The sequence below is a fragment of the Nocardia sp. NPDC055050 genome, from assembly GCF_053608345.1.
Genome location: NZ_JBSGVG010000003.1, coordinates 1 through 18,577, shown reverse-complemented (window position 1 = coordinate 18,577; position 18,577 = coordinate 1). Strand labels below are relative to the sequence as shown.

General features: G+C 66.7%; 20 protein-coding genes. 10 read left to right on the top strand and 10 right to left on the bottom strand.

Annotated elements, in window-relative coordinates; all coding sequences use genetic code 11:
* Positions 1 to 81: 81 nt before the first annotated feature.
* Positions 82 to 1,164, bottom strand: a complete 1,083-nt coding sequence (locus tag ACWGCN_RS04620) for an epoxide hydrolase family protein (RefSeq protein ID WP_449962501.1) — start codon at positions 1,162 to 1,164, stop codon at positions 82 to 84.
* Positions 1,165 to 1,266: 102 nt separating this feature from the next.
* On the opposite strand from ACWGCN_RS04620, the gene ACWGCN_RS04615 reads away from it, so the two are divergent.
* Positions 1,267 to 1,746 carry a MarR family winged helix-turn-helix transcriptional regulator gene (locus ACWGCN_RS04615; protein ID WP_449962505.1) on the top strand — a complete coding sequence of 160 codons (480 nt, stop codon included), beginning with the start codon at positions 1,267 to 1,269 and terminating at the stop codon, positions 1,744 to 1,746.
* Between the two features lie 105 nt (positions 1,747 to 1,851).
* Here ACWGCN_RS04615 and ACWGCN_RS04610 read toward each other — a convergent pair whose 3' ends face one another.
* Positions 1,852 to 3,573 carry an N-acyl-D-amino-acid deacylase family protein gene (locus ACWGCN_RS04610; RefSeq protein ID WP_452457523.1) on the bottom strand — a complete coding sequence of 574 codons (1,722 nt, stop codon included), beginning with the start codon at positions 3,571 to 3,573 and terminating at the stop codon, positions 1,852 to 1,854.
* Positions 3,574 to 3,633: 60 nt separating this feature from the next.
* Here ACWGCN_RS04610 and ACWGCN_RS04605 point away from each other — a divergent pair, with 60 nt between their 5' ends.
* The gene (locus tag ACWGCN_RS04605; protein ID WP_452457524.1) at positions 3,634 to 4,221 is read left to right on the top strand and encodes a TetR/AcrR family transcriptional regulator; all 588 of its coding nucleotides are present in this window, start codon (positions 3,634 to 3,636) and stop codon (positions 4,219 to 4,221) included.
* Between the two features lie 14 nt (positions 4,222 to 4,235).
* Here the strand turns inward: ACWGCN_RS04605 and ACWGCN_RS04600 are convergent, their stop codons facing one another.
* Complete coding sequence (locus ACWGCN_RS04600) at positions 4,236 to 4,949, bottom strand: class I SAM-dependent methyltransferase (RefSeq protein ID WP_452457525.1); 714 nt, start codon at positions 4,947 to 4,949, stop codon at positions 4,236 to 4,238.
* Between the two features lie 309 nt (positions 4,950 to 5,258).
* Between ACWGCN_RS04600 and ACWGCN_RS04595 the strand changes: the two genes are divergently transcribed.
* Positions 5,259 to 5,699, top strand: coding sequence for a hypothetical protein (locus tag ACWGCN_RS04595; RefSeq protein ID WP_378991663.1), 441 nt, complete (start codon positions 5,259 to 5,261; stop codon positions 5,697 to 5,699).
* 36 nt (positions 5,700 to 5,735) lie between these two features.
* Here ACWGCN_RS04595 and ACWGCN_RS04590 read toward each other — a convergent pair whose 3' ends face one another.
* A complete protein-coding gene (locus tag ACWGCN_RS04590; protein WP_452457526.1) occupies positions 5,736 to 6,857 on the bottom strand; it encodes an acyl-CoA dehydrogenase family protein in 1,122 nt (373 codons plus the stop codon).
* A gap of 117 nt (positions 6,858 to 6,974) precedes the next feature.
* On the opposite strand from ACWGCN_RS04590, the gene ACWGCN_RS04585 reads away from it, so the two are divergent.
* Positions 6,975 to 7,673 carry a winged helix-turn-helix transcriptional regulator gene (locus tag ACWGCN_RS04585; protein WP_449962519.1) on the top strand — a complete coding sequence of 233 codons (699 nt, stop codon included), beginning with the start codon at positions 6,975 to 6,977 and terminating at the stop codon, positions 7,671 to 7,673.
* Between the two features lie 18 nt (positions 7,674 to 7,691).
* Here ACWGCN_RS04585 and ACWGCN_RS04580 read toward each other — a convergent pair whose 3' ends face one another.
* The gene (locus ACWGCN_RS04580; RefSeq protein ID WP_452457527.1) at positions 7,692 to 8,243 is read right to left on the bottom strand and encodes a hypothetical protein; all 552 of its coding nucleotides are present in this window, start codon (positions 8,241 to 8,243) and stop codon (positions 7,692 to 7,694) included.
* A gap of 174 nt (positions 8,244 to 8,417) precedes the next feature.
* Between ACWGCN_RS04580 and ACWGCN_RS04575 the strand changes: the two genes are divergently transcribed.
* The gene (locus tag ACWGCN_RS04575; RefSeq protein ID WP_452457528.1) at positions 8,418 to 8,612 is read left to right on the top strand and encodes a hypothetical protein; all 195 of its coding nucleotides are present in this window, start codon (positions 8,418 to 8,420) and stop codon (positions 8,610 to 8,612) included.
* Positions 8,613 to 8,688: 76 nt separating this feature from the next.
* Positions 8,689 to 9,891, top strand: coding sequence for a site-specific integrase (locus ACWGCN_RS04570; RefSeq protein ID WP_452457529.1), 1,203 nt, complete (start codon positions 8,689 to 8,691; stop codon positions 9,889 to 9,891).
* 81 nt (positions 9,892 to 9,972) lie between these two features.
* Here ACWGCN_RS04570 and ACWGCN_RS04565 read toward each other — a convergent pair whose 3' ends face one another.
* Positions 9,973 to 10,455, bottom strand: coding sequence for a nitroreductase family deazaflavin-dependent oxidoreductase (locus tag ACWGCN_RS04565; protein WP_378991654.1), 483 nt, complete (start codon positions 10,453 to 10,455; stop codon positions 9,973 to 9,975).
* 110 nt (positions 10,456 to 10,565) lie between these two features.
* On the opposite strand from ACWGCN_RS04565, the gene ACWGCN_RS04560 reads away from it, so the two are divergent.
* From ACWGCN_RS04560 to ACWGCN_RS04550, 3 genes are all read left to right on the top strand, one after another.
* Entirely contained in the window at positions 10,566 to 11,111 is a 546-nt protein-coding gene (locus ACWGCN_RS04560; protein ID WP_452457530.1) for a nitroreductase/quinone reductase family protein, read from the top strand.
* Positions 11,112 to 11,347: 236 nt separating this feature from the next.
* Positions 11,348 to 12,670 carry a family 1 glycosylhydrolase gene (locus tag ACWGCN_RS04555; protein ID WP_452457531.1) on the top strand — a complete coding sequence of 441 codons (1,323 nt, stop codon included), beginning with the start codon at positions 11,348 to 11,350 and terminating at the stop codon, positions 12,668 to 12,670.
* Positions 12,671 to 12,708: 38 nt separating this feature from the next.
* Positions 12,709 to 13,431, top strand: a complete 723-nt coding sequence (locus ACWGCN_RS04550; protein WP_378652493.1) for a TetR/AcrR family transcriptional regulator — start codon at positions 12,709 to 12,711, stop codon at positions 13,429 to 13,431.
* Between the two features lie 18 nt (positions 13,432 to 13,449).
* Here ACWGCN_RS04550 and ACWGCN_RS04545 read toward each other — a convergent pair whose 3' ends face one another.
* The 4 genes from ACWGCN_RS04545 to ACWGCN_RS04530 all read right to left on the bottom strand — a co-directional run bounded on the left by ACWGCN_RS04545 (position 13,450) and on the right by ACWGCN_RS04530 (position 16,709).
* Positions 13,450 to 14,448, bottom strand: coding sequence for an AurF N-oxygenase family protein (locus tag ACWGCN_RS04545; protein ID WP_452457532.1), 999 nt, complete (start codon positions 14,446 to 14,448; stop codon positions 13,450 to 13,452).
* A gap of 121 nt (positions 14,449 to 14,569) precedes the next feature.
* Entirely contained in the window at positions 14,570 to 15,163 is a 594-nt protein-coding gene (locus tag ACWGCN_RS04540; protein ID WP_378991646.1) for a hypothetical protein, read from the bottom strand.
* Positions 15,164 to 15,247: 84 nt separating this feature from the next.
* Positions 15,248 to 15,988 (bottom strand): TetR/AcrR family transcriptional regulator, encoded by a 741-nt coding sequence (locus ACWGCN_RS04535; protein ID WP_452457533.1) that lies wholly within the window; start codon positions 15,986 to 15,988, stop codon positions 15,248 to 15,250.
* Between the two features lie 7 nt (positions 15,989 to 15,995).
* Positions 15,996 to 16,709 carry a MerR family transcriptional regulator gene (locus ACWGCN_RS04530; RefSeq protein ID WP_378991643.1) on the bottom strand — a complete coding sequence of 238 codons (714 nt, stop codon included), beginning with the start codon at positions 16,707 to 16,709 and terminating at the stop codon, positions 15,996 to 15,998.
* Between the two features lie 99 nt (positions 16,710 to 16,808).
* Here ACWGCN_RS04530 and ACWGCN_RS04525 point away from each other — a divergent pair, with 99 nt between their 5' ends.
* Positions 16,809 to 18,536: a GMC oxidoreductase gene (locus tag ACWGCN_RS04525; protein ID WP_452457534.1), complete on the top strand. Its 1,728-nt coding sequence runs from the start codon at positions 16,809 to 16,811 to the stop codon at positions 18,534 to 18,536.
* The last annotated feature ends 41 nt before the right edge of the window (positions 18,537 to 18,577 follow it).

The following is an 18,577-nucleotide window of genomic DNA, read 5'->3' as shown; positions in this document are numbered from 1 at the left end:
GTCGTGCTCGGCGTCGTCTCTGCGACGCTGCTGCTCGGTGTGTTCTGGCGGCCCACACCGCGCGACAGCCGCTGAGCGAGGTCAGCCCTCCTTGATGCTGTTCAGGAAGAACTCTCGGATATCGGCGGCGAGCAGGTCGGGAACCTCCATCGCGGCGAAGTGACCGCCTCGGTCGAATTCCGACCAGTGCCTGATGTCGTAGAGCTGCTCGGCCAGCGGGCGCACCGACTGGGTGATGTCATGGGCGAAGACGGCGACGCCCAGAGGCACCGGGCACGGCGCGCTCGCCCTCGCCGATTCGCGGTGTAGCCGTGCCGAGGATGCCGCGGTGGCGGTGAGCCAGTACAGGGAGATGTCGGTGAGCATCCGGTCGTCGCTGATCGGTGAGCGTGGGTCTGTCCATTGCGCGAAACGTTCGGCGATCCAGGCGAGTTGGCCGACGGGCGAGTCGGTGAGCGCGTAGCCGATGGTCTGCGGGGTGGCAGCCTGGAGTGCCTGGTAGGGCGGTCGATTCGCCATCAGCTGTTTGATCTTGCCAAGTCGTGCTTCGTCGGCGTCGGAGAGTTCGACATCCGGGTTCGGCCGCGTCGGCAGGTAGTTCACATGGACACCGACAACGCTGTCCGGCGCCACCGCTGCGAGCGACTGGGAAATACCCGAGCCGAAGTCGCCACCCTGCGCACCGAAACGCTCGTAGCCGAGCCGCCGCATCAACTCGGCCCACGCGCGCGCCACCCGGACGATGTCCCAGCCGCGCTCGTGGGTCGGCCCGGAGAACCCGTAGCCCGGAATGGACGGGATCACCAGGTGGAAGTCGCGCGACAGTGGTTCGATCACGTCGAGGAATTCCAGGAACGAGCCGGGCCAGCCGTGGGTGAGGATCAGGGCGAGCGCGTCCGGCTTCGGCGAGCGGACATGGACGAAATGGATGTTCTGGCCGTCGATTTCGGTGGTGAAGTGCGCGAGTTCGTTGAGTCTCGCCTCGTGCGCTCGCCAGTCGTAGCCGGTGCGCCAGTATTCGGCGAGTTCCTTCAGCCGCGCCAGCGGGAAGCCATAGTCCCAGCCGGCGTCGGCGAGCTCGTTGGGCCAGCGGGTGCGGGCGAGGCGGTCGTTGAGGTCGTCGATATCAGCCTGGGGGATGTCGACGCGGAACGGCTCGATCATGGTCTCAACTCCTTCGTCTACCCAACGTTCGGGCGACTAATGTTTGCGTGACCAACGATATCGCGATCGTTGGTCGCACAAACGATTTGTTAGAGTTGTCACATGGAACACCCACCCGAGCCGACCCCAGCCAGGTGGAAGAACCTGCCCACCTGGCTACTCACCCAAACAGCGAACCACGCCCACCGCCTGGTCAGCGATGGTTTCGCGGCCGCCGACGCTCGCGGCTACCACTACCGGATCCTGGCCACCCTCGACGAATTCGGTCCAGCCAGCCAAGCCACCCTCGGTCGCCGCAGCGGCATCCACGTCAGCGACATGGTCGCCACCATCAACGAACTCGCCGAACTCGACCTCGTCGACCGCACCCCCGACCCCACCGACCGCCGTCGCAACGTCATCACTCTCACCACCCCGGGCAAACGCCAACTCCGCCGCCTGGAAAAACAACTCGCCCACAGCCAAGAAGAACTCCTCGACCCGCTCTCCCCCGCCGAGCGAGACCAACTGACCGAGCTGCTCTCGAAGCTGCTGGACCACCACGATCAACAAACCGGGAACTCGGACCAGCCGCCGCACTGAATGACCACGGCACACCAATGATGGACACACGCGCAGTGTCGGTCGAGCAACAGCACTGGTTGCGCCTCGTTCGGTGCGGACGGCCGAGCAGGCCGCGCTGAGCGACTACCTGGCTTGCAGGAACTGCCCGGCGTGCACCCTGGTGCCGAATCCTTCGGCGAAAACACCGTATTCGTAGAGCACGTGCCCGGCCACGATCGTGGCCGCGACGGCGCGGTCGTTGCGGTTGACCATGCGGTCGACCCCATCGAGGCCGGGCATGGGCGATTCGGCGTAGGCGGCACTGGAACCGTCGAAGCCGGCAGGATCGATGATCGCGATATCGGCGCGCGACCCGAGGGTCAGGTGTCCGGCGTCGAGCCCGTACCAATCGGCCAACTCGCCGGTGAGACGATGCACCGCGGCCTCGAGGGTCATGAATTTGCGGGTGTGTACCCGCTCGAGCATCCGGACCCCGAAGTTGTAGAAGGCCATATTGCGCAGGTGGGCACCGGAATCAGCGAACCCGACCTGCACTTGGGCCGATTGCTGGAGTCGATCGAGCACATCGTCGCGGTCATTGGCGATGGTGGTGCGCCAGCGCAGGTCCGTGCCGTAGGCCACCGCCAGATCCAGCAGCGCGTCGACCGGGGAGACGCCCCGCTCGACCGCGACCGAACCGAACGACTTTCCCACCACCGAGGCGTCCGGGCAGGCCACGATCTCGGCGTCGTGCAGGTCGCGATGCCATATCTTGAAGCCGCTCGCCGTCATCTCCTCACGGAAGCGCTCTCGGAAGGTTTCATCGTCCAGCAGTTCGCCACGGGCGATGACCTCACGAATGTTCAACGCCGCCGCACCGGAACCGAATTCCTCGAATACGACCACGTCGATACCGTCGGCATAGACCTCGAACGGGACCGGTAGGTGCTGCCAGCGGAACCCGTCACCGCCGAGTGTGTTGACGATCTTCGCCGCGGCGATCGCCATGCGTACCACGGTGCGGTCGGCCTTGACGTCGGCGGCACTGATGATGGTGGTCTTGAGCGGCTTGCGCTTTCGGCCCATGCTCTGGGCGAAGTAGCGCGCCATCTCCGAGCGTTTGGCGAGATTGGGTGTGCTCTGATGGATCCGGCCACGCGCGCGCAGCAGCGCGTTGAGCGCACCGAATTCGCGCCAACTGGCATAGGTCGAGGGCAGCAACCGTGCCGGCCAGCGGGTCCCCTCCAGCTTGGAGAACGAGCTGCGGATCGTGGAAAGACCGACGAATCCGGCATCGAGGGCGGCGGTCAGCATGGCTTTCATCCGCGCCAGCTCGGCGTCGGTGGGGACGACACCCGGCGAGGTCGCGCGATCCAAACCCATGACCGCGGCACGGATGTCGGAGTGCCCGAGAAATCCGGCGATATTGCAACCGAGCGGTAGTGCGTTGATGGCATCGACGTAGGACTGGGGATCGGTCCAGGTCTTGTGCTCCTTGACCGCGGAATGCACTGCGTCCCAGGGCAATGCCTCGACGCGGGCGAACAGGTCGGCGCAGTCGTCGGCGTCGGCGTAGACAGTCGAGAGCGAACAATTGCCGAGCACGACCGAGGTGACTCCGTGCCGCACGCTCTCACCCAGGCCCGGCGATCCCAGGACCTCGGCGTCGTAGTGGGTGTGTACATCGAGCATGCCGGGGATCACCCATTTGCCGGTGGCGTCGATCTCGCGCTCGGCAGTCGCCGACTCGATGGTCCCGAGCGCGACGACCTTGCCTTCACGCACGCCGATATCAGTGCGAACGGGTGCCGACCCCGCACCGTCGAACACGGTGCCGTTGCGGATGACGAGCGAATAGTGCGACATCAGAACCCCTTGATACTGGCGAGTATTGAAATTTCGATACTCGCGAGTATCGTCAGCGTGGTGACCACAGTCAACCCCCGAATCCGCACTCCTCGCGCCGAAGTACGGGAACGAGTCCTGGCCGCGGCCCTGTCCGAGTTCGCAGGCAAAGGGTTCGTCGGCACCACGATCGACGCGATCGCCGACGTCGCCGGATTCACCAAGGGCGCCGTCTACTCCAACTTCGGTTCCAAAGACGACTTGTTCTTCGCGCTGCTCGATCAGCAGATCAGTCGACGGATCGAGGCGGTCACCGCGCTGGCCGACGCCGCAGCCACTCGCCCCACGATCACAGCGATCGGCGATCTGCTGATGCAGGGCATGCTCGACAACCGAGACTGGCAGCTGCTGTTCACCGAATACTGGCTGCGCGCGCTCCGAGACGAGTCCGTCCGCGAGAGATTCGTACAGCACCGTCGTATCGTCCGCGCCGCGATCGCGGAGGCGGTCGAGCGCTTGGATCTCGGAACCGAGATCGACCCCGCCACGACCGCCGTCCTGGTGCTGGCACTCAACAGCGGGCTCTCGATAGAGGAATTCACCGAACCCGGCGTCGTGCCCGCAGACCTGTTCGGCACCGTCCTGCACGCCGTCACAGCACAGCGATGACATGAGCCGACCGACTACCTCGGCACCTGGCATACCAGCATCTCGTTGGCGCCCGCCTGAAATTCGTAGTCGACCTTCGCGATTCGGCTGCTGATACCTGATTCGGCAAGATCGGCGAGCAACTTCTCGAGCTGCGGGTAGCGCTCCGACGAACCGATGGGAGTCAGGGGGAACAGCCGGATCTCGGTGGTGGCGACGCGTGCGAGTTCCATGATGGATTGGTGATGGAAGGTGTAGTCGAGGTCGTCGGCGTAGCTGAAGAGCAGATGGGAGCTCAGGGCCAGGTCGAAGGTGTTGTCAGCGAACGGGAGTGTGGGCAGGCGGCCTGGGATGTAGTGGTGGGGGGAGGTGCGGGTGTGGGTGGCGAAGTGTTGCGCCGACTCGCGGCGGGCGCGGTGGTGTTCGTCGGGGTCGGCGAAGAAGGTCCAGCGGTAGGCGTCGGCATGCTCGCGGACGTATCTGTTGCCGCGGTCGGCTTCGGCGACCGCGGTGGCGGCCACTCGGTCGAGACCATCGTCGAAATAGGCTACGTCGCAGGCGGTGACATCACCGCCGCGTCGACTGACCTCGGCGGCGAAGCCGGCCGCCCCACCCGGGCAGTCCAGAATTCGGCGCCCGAGATCGTCGTCGGTGAGCGCGAACATCGCCCGGTACTCGTGCAGGGAGCGCGAGCTGACGAGGATCTCGCCGAACCCTCCGGTCCCCGTAGACGCGTCGTTGTCGATCATGGTCGTCCTTCCGTTCCAGGGCCGCCCGTGGGGCCGGAACAGATGTCGTCACGACAGATCTGGCCACCCTCGGGGCGGCCGCGCACAACTCGGTCAGCCGCTAGGTCAGCGGCCACCACTGTTGGGCGAACATCATCACCCGGTGATTGAACCACGTGGAAGTTCGCTCGAGTAGGAGATTTTCACCGCTGTAGCGGATCATGTGGCGGTGAATCAAGATCGATTGAGGGTCAGGGCGACGGAATTCGCCGGCACACTCGAGGTCCGGATGCTGGTATGGCGTCCGGTCGTGATGATCTGCGGTCTGACATGAATCCGACCGAGCTCGCAGCGGATCTGGATGAGCGACAGTTCGCCCGGTACGAATGTCCCTGCTGCGAAGAGCCGATCGAGCGCACCTGGAACATGGTCACCCGCGACGGAATCGCCTACGCGGCGTACTTCGCCAACAGCTACCACCACACCGACCAGGCCCATGACACCTGGATCGACGTCATCCTCGGAACCTGGGATACCGAATCCGCAGACGATCATGTGACTTTCGGTTGTCGCGTCGGCCCGGTCCAGAGCAACCCGTACCCGGCGGCGACCCTGGTCCAGGCCTGTTTGGACGGATCCGCCGACGACGTCCACGGCGTGGTGCTCTCGCGCGCGGACGGCTTGGTCCACCCCCGCCTCCCGGAGTTCTGGGACGTCGTCGACTTCGTCTTGGCCAACGACCCGACCGTCACCGCACACCTGTACCAGTAGACAAGGGGTCATCCGGTGTGGATGACCCCTTGCCGCTCAGCCGAGTGGACTGTGCCCCAGTAGAACTCGGCCGCTGAAGCGAGTCTGCTTCGCGCGAGGCAGTGGGTGGAATTGGCAGCCGTGGATGTCACGGTAGAGGCGTTCGAGGTCGCAGGCGCGGGAATAGCCTGCGCCGCCGGTGGTTTCGATCGCCAGGCGGACGGTGGTGATGAGCGCGTCGGCCGCGACGGTCTTGCGGCTGAGGGTGCGCGCGGCGTAGGCATCGGTGTTGGGGAAGCTCAGGTTCTCCGAGGCGGTGAACATGGCGGTGACGAGGTCCTCGGCGGTGGTGTAGGCGTTGAGCATCTCACCCGCCGACTGGACCGTGTGGGCGTCGGAACGGCCTTCCAGCAGACGCGCGGTGAGCTCGACAGCAGCGTCCGCGACACCGAGATAGGCGGCCAGCACCAGCGGAAGCGCCGCACCGATCACCACATTCAGCACCGGCGGCCACGGACCCGCCGGGCGAGTCATCGAGATCGCGGCATCGGGCACGAACACCTCGTCGAGCACGACCGTGTGCGACCCACTCGCCCGCAAACCGAACGAATCCCAGGTCTTGTCGATGCTCACGCCCGCGGCGGCCAACGGGATCGCGAAATGCAGCACCTCACCGTCGCAGCGGACACTGGTGACGAGCACATCGCCCACCTCACACCCACTCGCGGGCGCCTTACGCGCACTCACCCGATACCCACCCTCGACGCGCACCGCCTGCCCGTTGGAATCGACCCAATCCGAGGCGCCCGTACTGACCAGAATCGCACCGCCGGCCACCTTCGCGAACACCGCCGAAGCGTCCACCCCATGGTTGTGCCGCCACACCTGCGCGGCCACCAGGTGTGAGTGCATCGCGAACGCGACCGCCGTCGACGGATCGTGCCTGCCGAGTTCGCGCAGGATCTCCCCCATCTCCCGATGAGAGGCACCCCCACCGCCGAACTCGACCGGCACGAGCGCCGCGGAGAGTCCGCTCGCTCGCAATCGATCGAACGCGGCGACAGAGATTTCGCCGGTGCGGTCCCGCTCAGGGACCTCGAGACGCAAGGTTTCACCGATCTCGCGGGCCACCGATACCCGGTCGGTGCTGGACGTGGTGTCAGAAATTGTGGAAGTCATGTTTCGAAGTTAGAAAGCGCCGCGATAACCAGATAGTCCAGAAAGTGGACTCTCCCGGTCCAGAAAGTGGACCCCGTCGGTGCGACGGAGGAGCAATTGCCGACCGCTGAGGTGCCCATGACAATCACGACCGCAGGCTATGGCCAGTACTGTCCGATCTCGCGTGCTCTCGACGTGCTCGGCGAACGTTGGTCGTTGCTCATCCTGCGCGACCTGTTCCTCGGCACAACCCGCTTCAACGACCTCGCCCGCGGCCTGCCGGGCCTGTCGCGCAGCCTGCTCGCCAAACGCCTGCGCCAGTTCGAACGGGCCGGACTCATCGAGAAACTCGGCACCGAACACCTGCTCACCGAAGCAGGCAGCCAGCTCGAGCCCATTCTGTTCGGCCTCGGCGAATGGGGCGCACGCTGGACCTTCGGCGCGCCACAGGAGGAAGAACTCGACGCCGCCCTGCTCGTGTGGTGGATGCACACACGCGTCGACACCTCCATGCTGCCGGGCCGACGGCAGGTGCTGCACGTCCGGTTCACCGACGACGTTCGCCGCTTCTGGATCGTGGTCGAAGGCGCGGTGCCCTCGGTATGTGAGACCGATCCGGGCTATCCCGTCGACGTCACGATCAGCGCGGATGTCGCTGGGCTCTACGAAGTGTGGTTGGGGCGCATGCCGCTCACCCACGCGCAACGCACCGGGCGGATCACCTTCACCGGCCCGCCCGCGCTGACCCGCCGCATGCCCGCGGTGTTGCGGTTGAGTCCGGTGGCCGGATATGTCGCGGCAACTGCGCGCCCCGATCCGCAGGCACGCGCCTCATGAGCCGAAAGGTCTTGCCGTTCAGGTGGATCCGGCTCGCCCGGCGATGCTCATCGCCCAGCGGTACAGCTCTACCGGATCTCCCAGCGTCGCCTGCGATTCAGGCCGCTCGAGGACGCCGTTCGCCGCTGACAGCAAGTCGTACAGGCCCAGATAGACCCACTCCCACAGCATGCTGTCGAAGTTGTAGGACATCATCGCCCGTTCGACGCGCCCACGGATCTCGGCGATCTCCTTCGACTCCAGTCCCACCCCGTGCAACCGTGCTTCGGTCGCCCGCTGGTCCTCGGCATCGAACCAGGTGTCGAGGAACGGCTCGAGCAGATCAGCCCAGATATCGAGACGTCGATGGATCGCGATCGCGTTGCGTCGGCAGAAATCGTCCAGCCCGCGACGATGCTCAGCGTGCACGAACAGCGTCTCACCGGTGACGGTACGCAGGTATGGGCGTATCGCGCCCGGATCGGCTTCGCTGATCGCGGATACCGCGATCACGCCGTCGGGATACACCGACGCGCCCGCGAAAGGATAGTCGACGAACCGGATTTCCGTGTCGGCGATGACCACCTGCATCGGTCCATGATGTCGGCCGGCGCAGGCTCCGACCGGGTGTCATGAACTATATGGAACAAAACGTGGCGGTAATCACTACTTGCCACGTCATGTTGGCAGCCGCCGTAATCAAAACGTTAGGATTCGACCATGGTGCGTACCGGAGCAGTAACCTCAGAGCCGTACGAACCGAATGTGCCTCTGCCCCAACATCATCCGGCCCGTCTCGAACTGGTCAGCGAAGCTCCCGAGACTGCCTCGGCGCCTGACCGGGACGTCGACGACCACTTCCCGCGCCTGGGCGACACCAGCTTCCTCACCGGCGCGGCCCGCCACCGCCTCGCGGCCTACATCCACACCCAGCTCGCCGAACTCGAAGAGATGCCGTGACCGCACGCCGATGACATAAGCTGCGACACCGGCAATCATCGGCGGCAGAGGCGATTCACGCGGAGGAGTGGCGAGCTTGAGCGACGCATCGGTGGTGCTTCCCGAGCAGGTCCGCACCGAACTACGCCGCGGAGTGCGCAGCGTCCTCGTCGACACCGCAGCCCTGCGCCTGGTCCGCGAACGCTTCGACGACACCCAGGCAGGCGCACTGCGCCGCTACCTCGAAGCGTCCCAATCGGCGAACACTCTGCGCGCCTACCGGACCGACTGGATCGCCTGGGCAGGCTGGTGCGCGGCCGAACACCGACAGGCCCTGCCCGCCGACCCACTCGACGTAGCCGTCTACCTGGCCGCCTCCGCCGACGCCCGACGAGAAAACGGCACGTGGGCGTTCAGCCCGGCCACCCTGGATCGCAAGTCCGCCGCCATCGCCGCAGTCCACGCCGCCAACGGACTCCCCTCACCGACCCGCTCCGACGTCGTGCGACTCACCCTGCGCGGCATCCGCCGCACCCGTCGCACCCCGCCGACCCGGAAACGCCCGGTCCTGCTGCACACCCTCGACCAACTTCTCGCCGAACTCCCCGCACCCGCCTGGCCCACTGAACCCGCGCGCCGGCGAGACGGTCTGGCGTTGCTGGTCGGCTTCGCCGGCGCACTGCGGCGCAGCGAACTCGCGGGCCTGCGCATCAGCGACGTACACGTACGCACCGACCACACCACCGGCGAACCGCTGCTCGTCGTGCACCTGCCGACAACCAAGACCGACCCGACCGGCATCGCCGAACAGCGCATCGCCCTACCCCGCGGCAAACACCCACGCACCTGCCCGATCTGCGCGTTCGCCGACTGGGTCCGCCTGCTGGAAGTCCACGCCGACACCGGCGACGAGGGCACACGATCCTGGACGGCGAACAACCTCGCCGCCGACCCCGCGATCCATCGCTGCCACGGCTTCACCGGCACCCGGCTCAGCACCGACACCGACCGCGCGCTGTTCCCCACCATCAACCGGCACGGCTCGATCGGCGACACCGCGCTGTCCGGCCGGGCCGTGGCCGAACTGGTCAAGCGCTACGCGGCTCGCGCGGGCCTCGACCCCGACCTGTTCTCCGGGCATTCCCTACGCGCAGGCTTCGCCACCCAGGCCGCCCTCGGCGGCGCCAGCGACCGCGAGATCATGCGCCAGGGCCGCTGGGCCAACCCCCGCACCGTCCACGGCTACATCCGCACCGCGAATCCGCTCGAAGACAACGCCGTCACCAAACTCGGCCTCTGAACCAGCCCCGTACGGCGACAATCGGCCGTCAGCGCCGCACAACGCGATCGAAGCTCGCGAGCCACCGACAATGCCCTCTGATCAGACGATCCGGTCGAGTCGGAAGATGCGGAACTCGCGACCTCCCGAGCGCTGGAACTCCATCTCGTAGCCCGGCCAGAATTCCACGGCCTGGTCCCACACCCGCTTACGCTCGACACCAGCGATCTCGGTGACCGACACCGGGAACGCGGAGCTGCCGTCGAAGCGCGCCGATGCCGTGCGGGCCGCGCGCAGGTTCGCCGACCAGGCCGGATGCTCCGGCTTGCCCCAGTTCGAGCCCACCAGATAGAAGCCGTCGCCGTCGGGCACACACAGCAGCGAGGTGGTGCGCGGCTGTCCCGACTTGCGCCCGACCACCGTGATCTCGATCGACGGGAGCCCGGCCAGATCGAGCACACCCCACCGACCGCCGCTGAGCCTGCGCAACAGCCGCTCGGTCGGCAGAACAACGCCGGCGCCACGCATCACCCAGGGCTGCGACGCGAACACGCGCGCAAAGCCCGGCAAGGGATTCCAAACCATCCCCGAATCCTGGCTCGAGCGAACCCGGTTCGCCCACTCACGACGGTGTGCTGAGAGCCAACTCACTCGGTGTGCTGGACGACCGATCGCCGCAGGCGGACCATAGGAGCATGGACGAGGCCCGAAACGAAGCCCGGCGCACCGCGGCGCAGGCCGAAATCGGCAAACACGGGCGGCTCGTTCGCGGCCCTCGCGACGGGAAGCTGCTCAGCGCGGGCATGCTGCCGTTCTTCCGCCTCCGCACACCGCGTGGGTACGGGATTCTGACCACCACGGGGCGCAAGACCGGTCTTCCGCGCCCGAAGTGCGTCCGGATCCTGCGCGACGGCGATCGCGCGTACCTGGTCCAGTTGATGCCGCCGCACGTGACGGTCGCGCAGCCCGGCGCGGTCAATTCCTGGCTGCTCAACGTCCGCGCCGATCCGCACGTCACAGTGAAGCTGCCCGACGGCACCCACAGCGGGATTGCCAGGGAGATCAGCGACCCGGCCGAACTCGCCACCGCGCGCGCTCTGCTGTGCGACACCGTCGTGCTGGTCGACTTCGGCGAATGCACGCTTCACCTGCGCGGTATGCCCTCACGGGCAAAGATCCGGCGGCTGCACGAGTACTGGTTCGACACCGGCCGTGCGGTAGCCGTAGACCTCGCGGTCTAACGGAAGCCCCTCCCCTGTCCGTGCTGGTGAGTTCACCTTTCGTTCGAACATGTCGTGAATTGAGCGATGTTTGGGGTCATGATGAGGTAACGCATAAGTAGATGCGCATATCTACGTAACCACATGTAATTATTGTGACAAGTTCCAGCCTCGCCGCTCCGCCTTAATTCCCCGCACCGTTCCCCTCGATGTCGCACACTGATCTCACTCCCCTCCCCTAGCCCGCCAGGAGTGCCATGCCCTCCCCCAGTGGTCGACGCATCCTCGCTACGTTCGCTGTGGCCGCTTCGGCCCTGCTCACAACCGGCCCCTCCCCCGCTCTCGCCCGACCACCCGCACCGGCCCACCTGGCGCCCCTCGGACCCGAATTCCTGTGGGGCGTGGCAGCTTCCGGCTTTCAGGCCGAAGGTGATGCGCCGGACAGCAATTGGCGCCGCTATGTCGAATCGGGGAGCACGGCCGACCCCTACCTGAACTCGGTGGACTTCCGCGCTCGATACCGCTCCGACATCGCCCTTGCCGCGAAACTCGGTGTGCGGGTGTACCGCATCGGCATCGAGTGGGCCCGGGTTCAACCGCAACCCGGAATCTGGGACGACGCGGCGCTCGCGTTCTACGACGATGTCATCGCGGCCATCACCGAGGCCGGAATGCGGCCGATGCTGACCCTCGACCACTGGGTGTACCCGGGCTGGGCAGCCGACCGCGGCGGCTGGCGCGATCCGGAGATCGTGGCGAACTGGCTGTCCAACGCCCGCCGCGTCGTCGACCGGTACGCCGGCACCGACCCGTTGTGGGTGACGTTCAACGAGCCCACGTTCTATCTGGTCAACGATCTGCGACACGGCGGCATCGGCGCGGCCGACGTACTGACGATGGGTGAACGAATCACCCAGGTCCACAACAGCATCTACGACTACATCCACGCCGTACACCCCGGCGCTCAGGTGACCAGCAACGTCGCCTACATCCCCAGCGTCGACGACGCGGTCAGCGGACCCCTGCTCGACCGGATCTCCGCCCGCCTGGACTACATCGGCATCGACTATTACTACGGTTTCTCCCCCGCACAGCTGCAAGTCCCCGATCCCGACCGTCTCTGGACGATTCCGCTGCAACCCGAAGGCATCTACTACGCGCTCGACCACTACGCGCGGAAGTTCCCCGGCCGCCCGCTCTACATCGTCGAAAACGGCATCCCCACCGAGAACGGCCGCCCGCGCGCCGACGGCTACACCCGCGCGGATTCGCTCCGCGACACCGTCTACTGGTTGCAGCGCGCCGTCGCCGACGGCATCCCGGTGATGGGCTACAACTACTGGAGCCTGACCGACAACTACGAATGGGGCTCCTACACACCACGTTTCGGCCTTTACACCGTCGACGTGCTCACCGACCCGACGCTGACCCGCACACCGACCGACGCGGTCGCGGCCTACCGGGCGATCACCACGACGGGGGGCGTCGGCCCCGACTACCGGCCGACGCGCCCCGTCGCTGCGTGCTCGCTCGTCGACGGACTCGCCAGTTGCACCGATCCGGTGTCGGTCCCCCGGTAGGGGTTTGAAGCGTCAACGTGTGCTCTACACTCGGGCGGGTGTCGAGCACAGCGTCACGCCCCTCCAGCGCCGTGAGCGGCAGGCAAGCCCGATGGCAGCCGCACAACGACAGCCGCCGGGAGCGGATCGTGCTGGCCGCGGTCGAGCTGATCGAACAGGCGCCCGCCGGCGTCGAGGTGCCGATCATCCAGATCGCCGAGCACGCGGGGCTCGCGAAATCGGTGGTCTACCGGCAGTTCGCCGGTCGCGACGAGCTGGATCGCCGGATCAGGAGCGAGATCGCCGACCGTTTCGTCGCCGACATCGAGGACGCGCTCGACATCGCCGAGGGCTCCATCCACGAAATCCTGGTGCGCACGATCGGCGGCGTCGTCACCTGGATCCAGGATCACCCCCGATTACACGAATTCCTGCGGACCGGGCCGTCGGAGGCCGATCCCGATATCGACGCGATGAGCGCGCTGATCGCCACCATCGCGGGGTCGACCCGGGCTCTGGTCACCGGCCTGGCCGGGGTGGTCGGCGTGACCGACGAAGCCTCGGCCGACACGATGACCTTCGCCATCGTGTCGATGACCGAGGCCACCGTCACCCGCTGGGCCAACGACCCCGAGCCCGCCCTCACCAGGGATCAGCTCATCGAGGAAGTCGCCTCCTACGCCTGGCACGTGGTCGACGGCGTCGCCCGCCGCCACGGCCTGAACCTCGATCCCGATCAGCAACTCACCGAGATCATCACCCAACTCGTCGCCGGCAACTGAATCGCCGCCGGGATCCGCTCAGGCGACGCGACGCGCGCTGCGTTCGGGCTCGCTGCGGTAGCGCGATGCGGGACCGTCGATACCGAACTTGCGCCACAGCCACTTGGCGCTCGGGTTCATCAGACCGAGGTCACTGGCCAGTTTGCGCATATCGCCGAAGTAGCCCGACAGGATCTGCTGGGAATGCTCCGACTTCCAGAACGCCTGCTCGATGACCTCGCGCGGAATGTCGAACTCGCGCTCGAACGACCGCGGCGGCGCCATGATCTCGTTGGCCAGCCAGCGCATCGCGATCGGGAAGGCCACCGAGCAGACGCCGCGATTGAACTTGCCCATCCGCCCGATGTGCGCGGTGAGGAAGTCACCGGCGAAGGAGATGTGACGCGCTTCCTCGGCGATATGGATCTCCATGGTGCGCAACACCATCGGCGGCATCGTCGCGCCCGCGCGGATGACGGCCTTCTGGTAGTGATCGATCGGCTCCTCGCCGCCGAGGATGCCGATGAACAGGATCGTGTGGGCATAGCCGCCCGCCACACCGATCAGCGGCGACAACGCGCGAAACATCGGCCGCATGCCGGGCACGTCGACGTCGATGCGGTTGACCAGCTCCTGGAACATCTGGATGTGGTTGCACTCTTCGGTCATCTCGTGCAAGCAGTACCGGAACTCGGGCGACCCGTTCGGCAGCTTCATGATGTATTGCATCATGCCGCGGATCAGGATGCTCTCGAAGGCGGCGCCGACCTTGATCGAATTGGCTGTGCGCCATTTGCCGATCTCGATGCGCCGGTCCAGCGGTTGATCGCGGTACCACTGCGTAGCGCCGAGCGGGTCGATCTCCGGCGAGAGGACCCACCGCACGTCGTTCGGGTCAAGGGCGAGCTCGGGTGAATCCCAGTCGATATCGAGGTAGGGATCGAAATGACGGTCGACAGAACCCTGTGACAGGGTTGCCAGCGCCTCTCGGTACTCCTCGGTGATGGGTCCGCCACGGCTCGATTCGGTCAGCGTCATCGGTGCCTCCTCGGTTCGCGTCCGGCGCGCACGGCACTGTTATCGCCGTCACACCGTTCCCCGAGAATAACTGAGACCGTCAGTCCCACACAACCCTGGCGCGATAACGTTTTCTCCCCGCCTACTCGACGAGCAGCACCACCAACTGACGAGCCAGCTCGACATCACCGGGACCACCGAGCCAGATCAGTGGGCGACGTTGATCGAGATGGTCCAGCGCTTCGGGCAGGGATACGAAGACGCGATCGGCGCGCACGACGCAGACCTGGGGCACGGACTCCGAGACAGCGGGTCCACCATCGACATCGAGTGCCAGCGAACCGGTCGAGGCGTCGCCTGCCACCGCATCGCGAACCACCGCGTCACCGGACTCGACCGAATCCGAACCGCTGTGCACGACCTGATGACCCGGCGCGCCGGCCCAGTGATCCAGCCACGCCGGGCCCGGCTCGACCGCGGCGAGCACCGTCTGCACGCTCATGCCGTAGAGGACGTCGGCGACCGCGGCGGGCAGGCCCGCTACATCGACGGTGCGCACCAGCGATCCGTACTCGCGCAATCGGTCGACGAACCGCTCGAGCACCTCGGCCCGCTCGGTCGGATCCACGATCGCGTGCCTGCCCGCGGATCGACGCATGGGTACCCGGCGCTCGTCCTCGGGCAGGTCGAGCAGCCCGTCACGGACTCGGCGCAAGATCTCCTCGCGAGAATTCACTCGGGCACTCTCCTTCGTTGGCGACGCCGATGTCGCCGTTCACACATTCCCTCTCCCCACATACCGCGGGAACTCTTCAATTCGCTACCGTACCGACCGGTCCACATGATCCGGGCGCGGCACGACGAAGCCCAGCAGAAGCAGAAGCTGGTCGATGTTCAGGTCGAAGATCTCCGCCCGATCAGCGAAGGTGTCGCGCCCGTACATGTCGAACACGTCGAAGTTCACGGCACCGAAGAGCGTGGTCCACGCGGTGAGGGCGGACGCGATCACCCGATCGGGGGCGGCGAGGCCGAACTGCTCGCGGATCGTCGCGAAATCGGCAGCCGTACGCGGAGAGATCGCGGGCTCGAGCACGGGGCTGTTGAGCTGACCCAGTCGGTAGGCACCGTCGACGATGCCCAGCAGAATCGCGATCACGCGCACGCCCGGCGCTTCCGTGTCGGCCGCCGGTGCGGCATAGCCGGGGACGGGGGTACCGAAGAGCAGGCCGTACCAGGCCGGTTCGGCCAACGCCCACTCCCGTACCGCTCGCGCGGCGACCCGGAAGCGGGTCGCGGGGTCGTCGGGTGCGTCGAGCAGGGCCGCGTCCACCGCGTCGCCCAGTGCGTTGTAGCCGTCGACCACCAGCATGGTCAGCAGTTCTTCGCGGCTGCGGACATACCGGTACACCGCCGACGACACCACGCCTAGATCGCGGGCAACCGCGCGCAACGACAACGCCGCCGCACCCTGCGTGGCCAGATGCTCGCGGCCGATGCGTTTGATGTCGGCGATCGTCTGCGCGCGGGCCAGTGCGCGCGGACCCGGCTGGTCGGAGCTCATCGTCCGATCATCGCCCACTCACGGCGCGGGCCGGATCCCGGCGTCCGGCCGTGTCGTCCTCGGCGGCGGCGCGTTCGATCTCGGCGGCCAAGGTCGCGCCGCCGACCGCCCAGGCCGTCGCCAGCAATCGGTCGCGGAAGCGGCTCAGGTCCACGCCCACCCCTTCACCGCCGTACCCGGTGCCCGAGGCGTCGCGCACCGTGCCGACCACCTCGTCGGCGAGATCGGCGATGCGCGACTGGATCAGCGTCCGCAAGACCCCGCTGAGCGTGACGTCGATACCCACGTCGTAGAGGACCAGTGCGGCCTTGAGCATCGTGCGGTCCGCGACGAACCATCGGTGGCCGCGTCGTTCCAGGTACCCCGCCGCGGCGAGTTCGGTGAGCACATCGGTGCCACGCTCCCCCAGCATCGCGGCGAGTTCGGCATCGTCGAGGTAGGACGAGCGTTCGATCGACTGTCCCGCGCGCGGATCGAACAGCGTGCGCCAGTCACCTGCCTGCGGTTCGGTGTCGAATACCTCACGGATGGCGTCCAGCCGCAGCCCGCGTGCCTGCATGGCGACGATGTCGCGCAGCCGGTCCAAGTGCTCGTCGGTGTAGACGACTTCCTTGCCCGCTCGGCCGGGTTTCGGCAGCACGCCGAGCGAGTGGTAGTAGCGGATGGTGCGCGACGCCACGCCGCTGACGTCGGCGAGTTCCGCTCGGGTGTATCGGGCCACCCGACCAGCATAGGTGGGCTCGGAGCCAACGTTGACAGCTCTGGCTGTCGCCATTAGCGTTACCCGCGTCACTGTCGACACCGATCGAGGAGCTCCCCCATGCCCGAGCGCACCACCGATTTCGACGTTCTGATCGTCGGGTCCGGCTTCGGTGGCAGTGTCACCGCACTGCGGCTGGTGGAGAAGGGCTACAAGGTCGGCGTCATCGAAGCCGGTCGCCGCTTCGCCGATGACGAACTGCCCAAGACCAGCTGGGACCTGCGCAAATTCGTGTGGGCGCCGAAGCTCGGCTGCTACGGCATCCAGCGCATCCACCCGCTGCGCGACGTCCTGATCCTGGGCGGCGCCGGCGTCGGCGGTGGCTCGCTGAACTACGCCAACACTCTCTACGTGCCGCCGGAGCCGTTCTTCCAGGATCCGCAGTGGCGCGAGATCACCGACTGGCGCAGCGAGCTCACTCCCTATTACGAGCAAGCGAAGAAAATGCTCGGTGTGGTGACGAATCCCCACATGACTCCCGCCGACGAGATCTTCAAGGCCGTCGCCGAGGACATGGGTGTGGGCGAGACGTTCGTGCAGACACCCGTCGGGGTGTTCTTCGGTACGCCCGGCAAGACCGAGGCCGACCCCTACTTCGGTGGTGCCGGCCCCGAGCGCACCGGCTGCGTGGAATGCGGCGACTGCATGGTCGGCTGTAAGTTCGGCGCCAAGAACACCCTGGTGAAGAACTACCTCTATCTCGCGGAACAGGCCGGCGCACAGGTCATTCCGATGACCACGGTGTCGTCGCTGCGACCGCTGCCCGACGGCACCTGGGATGTGGCCACCGAGCGCACCGGCGCCTGGGTGCGCAAGGCGCCCAAGACCGTGACCGCCAAGCATGTCGTCCTCGCGGCGGGCACGCTCGGCACGCAGAAGTTGCTGCACGCGATGCGCGACGAAGGTGCGCTGCCGCACCTCTCGGACAAGCTCGGCCTGCTCACCCGCACGAACTCCGAGTCGATCGTCGGTGCCGCGACCAAGACGCTCGGGCCCGACCAGGACTTCACCAAGGGCGTCGCGATCACCTCGTCGATCCACCCCACCCCCGACACCCACGTCGAGCCGGTGCGCTACGGCAAGGGCTCGAACTCGATGGGCATGCTGCAAACGCTCATGGTCGACGGCGGCGGGCGGGTGCCGCGATGGCTGCGGTTCCTGGGCCTCGTGCTGTCCAACCCCCTGATCTTCCTGCGCTTCATGAGTGTGAAGAACTGGAGCGAGCGCACGATCATCTCCCTCGTCATGCAGCACCTGGACAACTCGATCACCACCTACACCAAGCGCGGACTGTTCGGTGGCCGCAAGCTGACCTCCAAACAGGGCCACGGACAACCGAACCCGACCTGGATCCCGGCGGGCAACGATGTGACCCGCCGGGTCGCGGAGAAGATCGGCGGCGTCGCCGGTGGTACCTGGGGTGATGTGTTCAATGTGCCGATGACCGCGCACTTCCTCGGCGGCGCGGCGATCGGCGCCGACCGTGAGCACGGCGTGATCGACGCCTACCACCGCGTGTACGGCTACCCGACGCTCAGCGTCGTCGACGGAGCCGCCGTGTCGGCCAACCTCGGCGTGAACCCGTCGCTCACCATCACCGCGCAGGCCGAGCGCGCGGCCGCCTACTGGCCGAACAAGGGCGAACTCGACACCCGCCCCGAACAGGACGCCGGCTACACCAAGATCGCCCCGGTCCGCCCCAACCAGCCGGTCGTGCCCGCGGGCGCACCCGCCGCCCTGGTCCTGCCGATCGTCGAGATCCGCAGCTCGGAGAAGACCGCGGGCTGATTCGAACGAACCCGGCCCCGGCTTCGCGGTTACCCACCGCC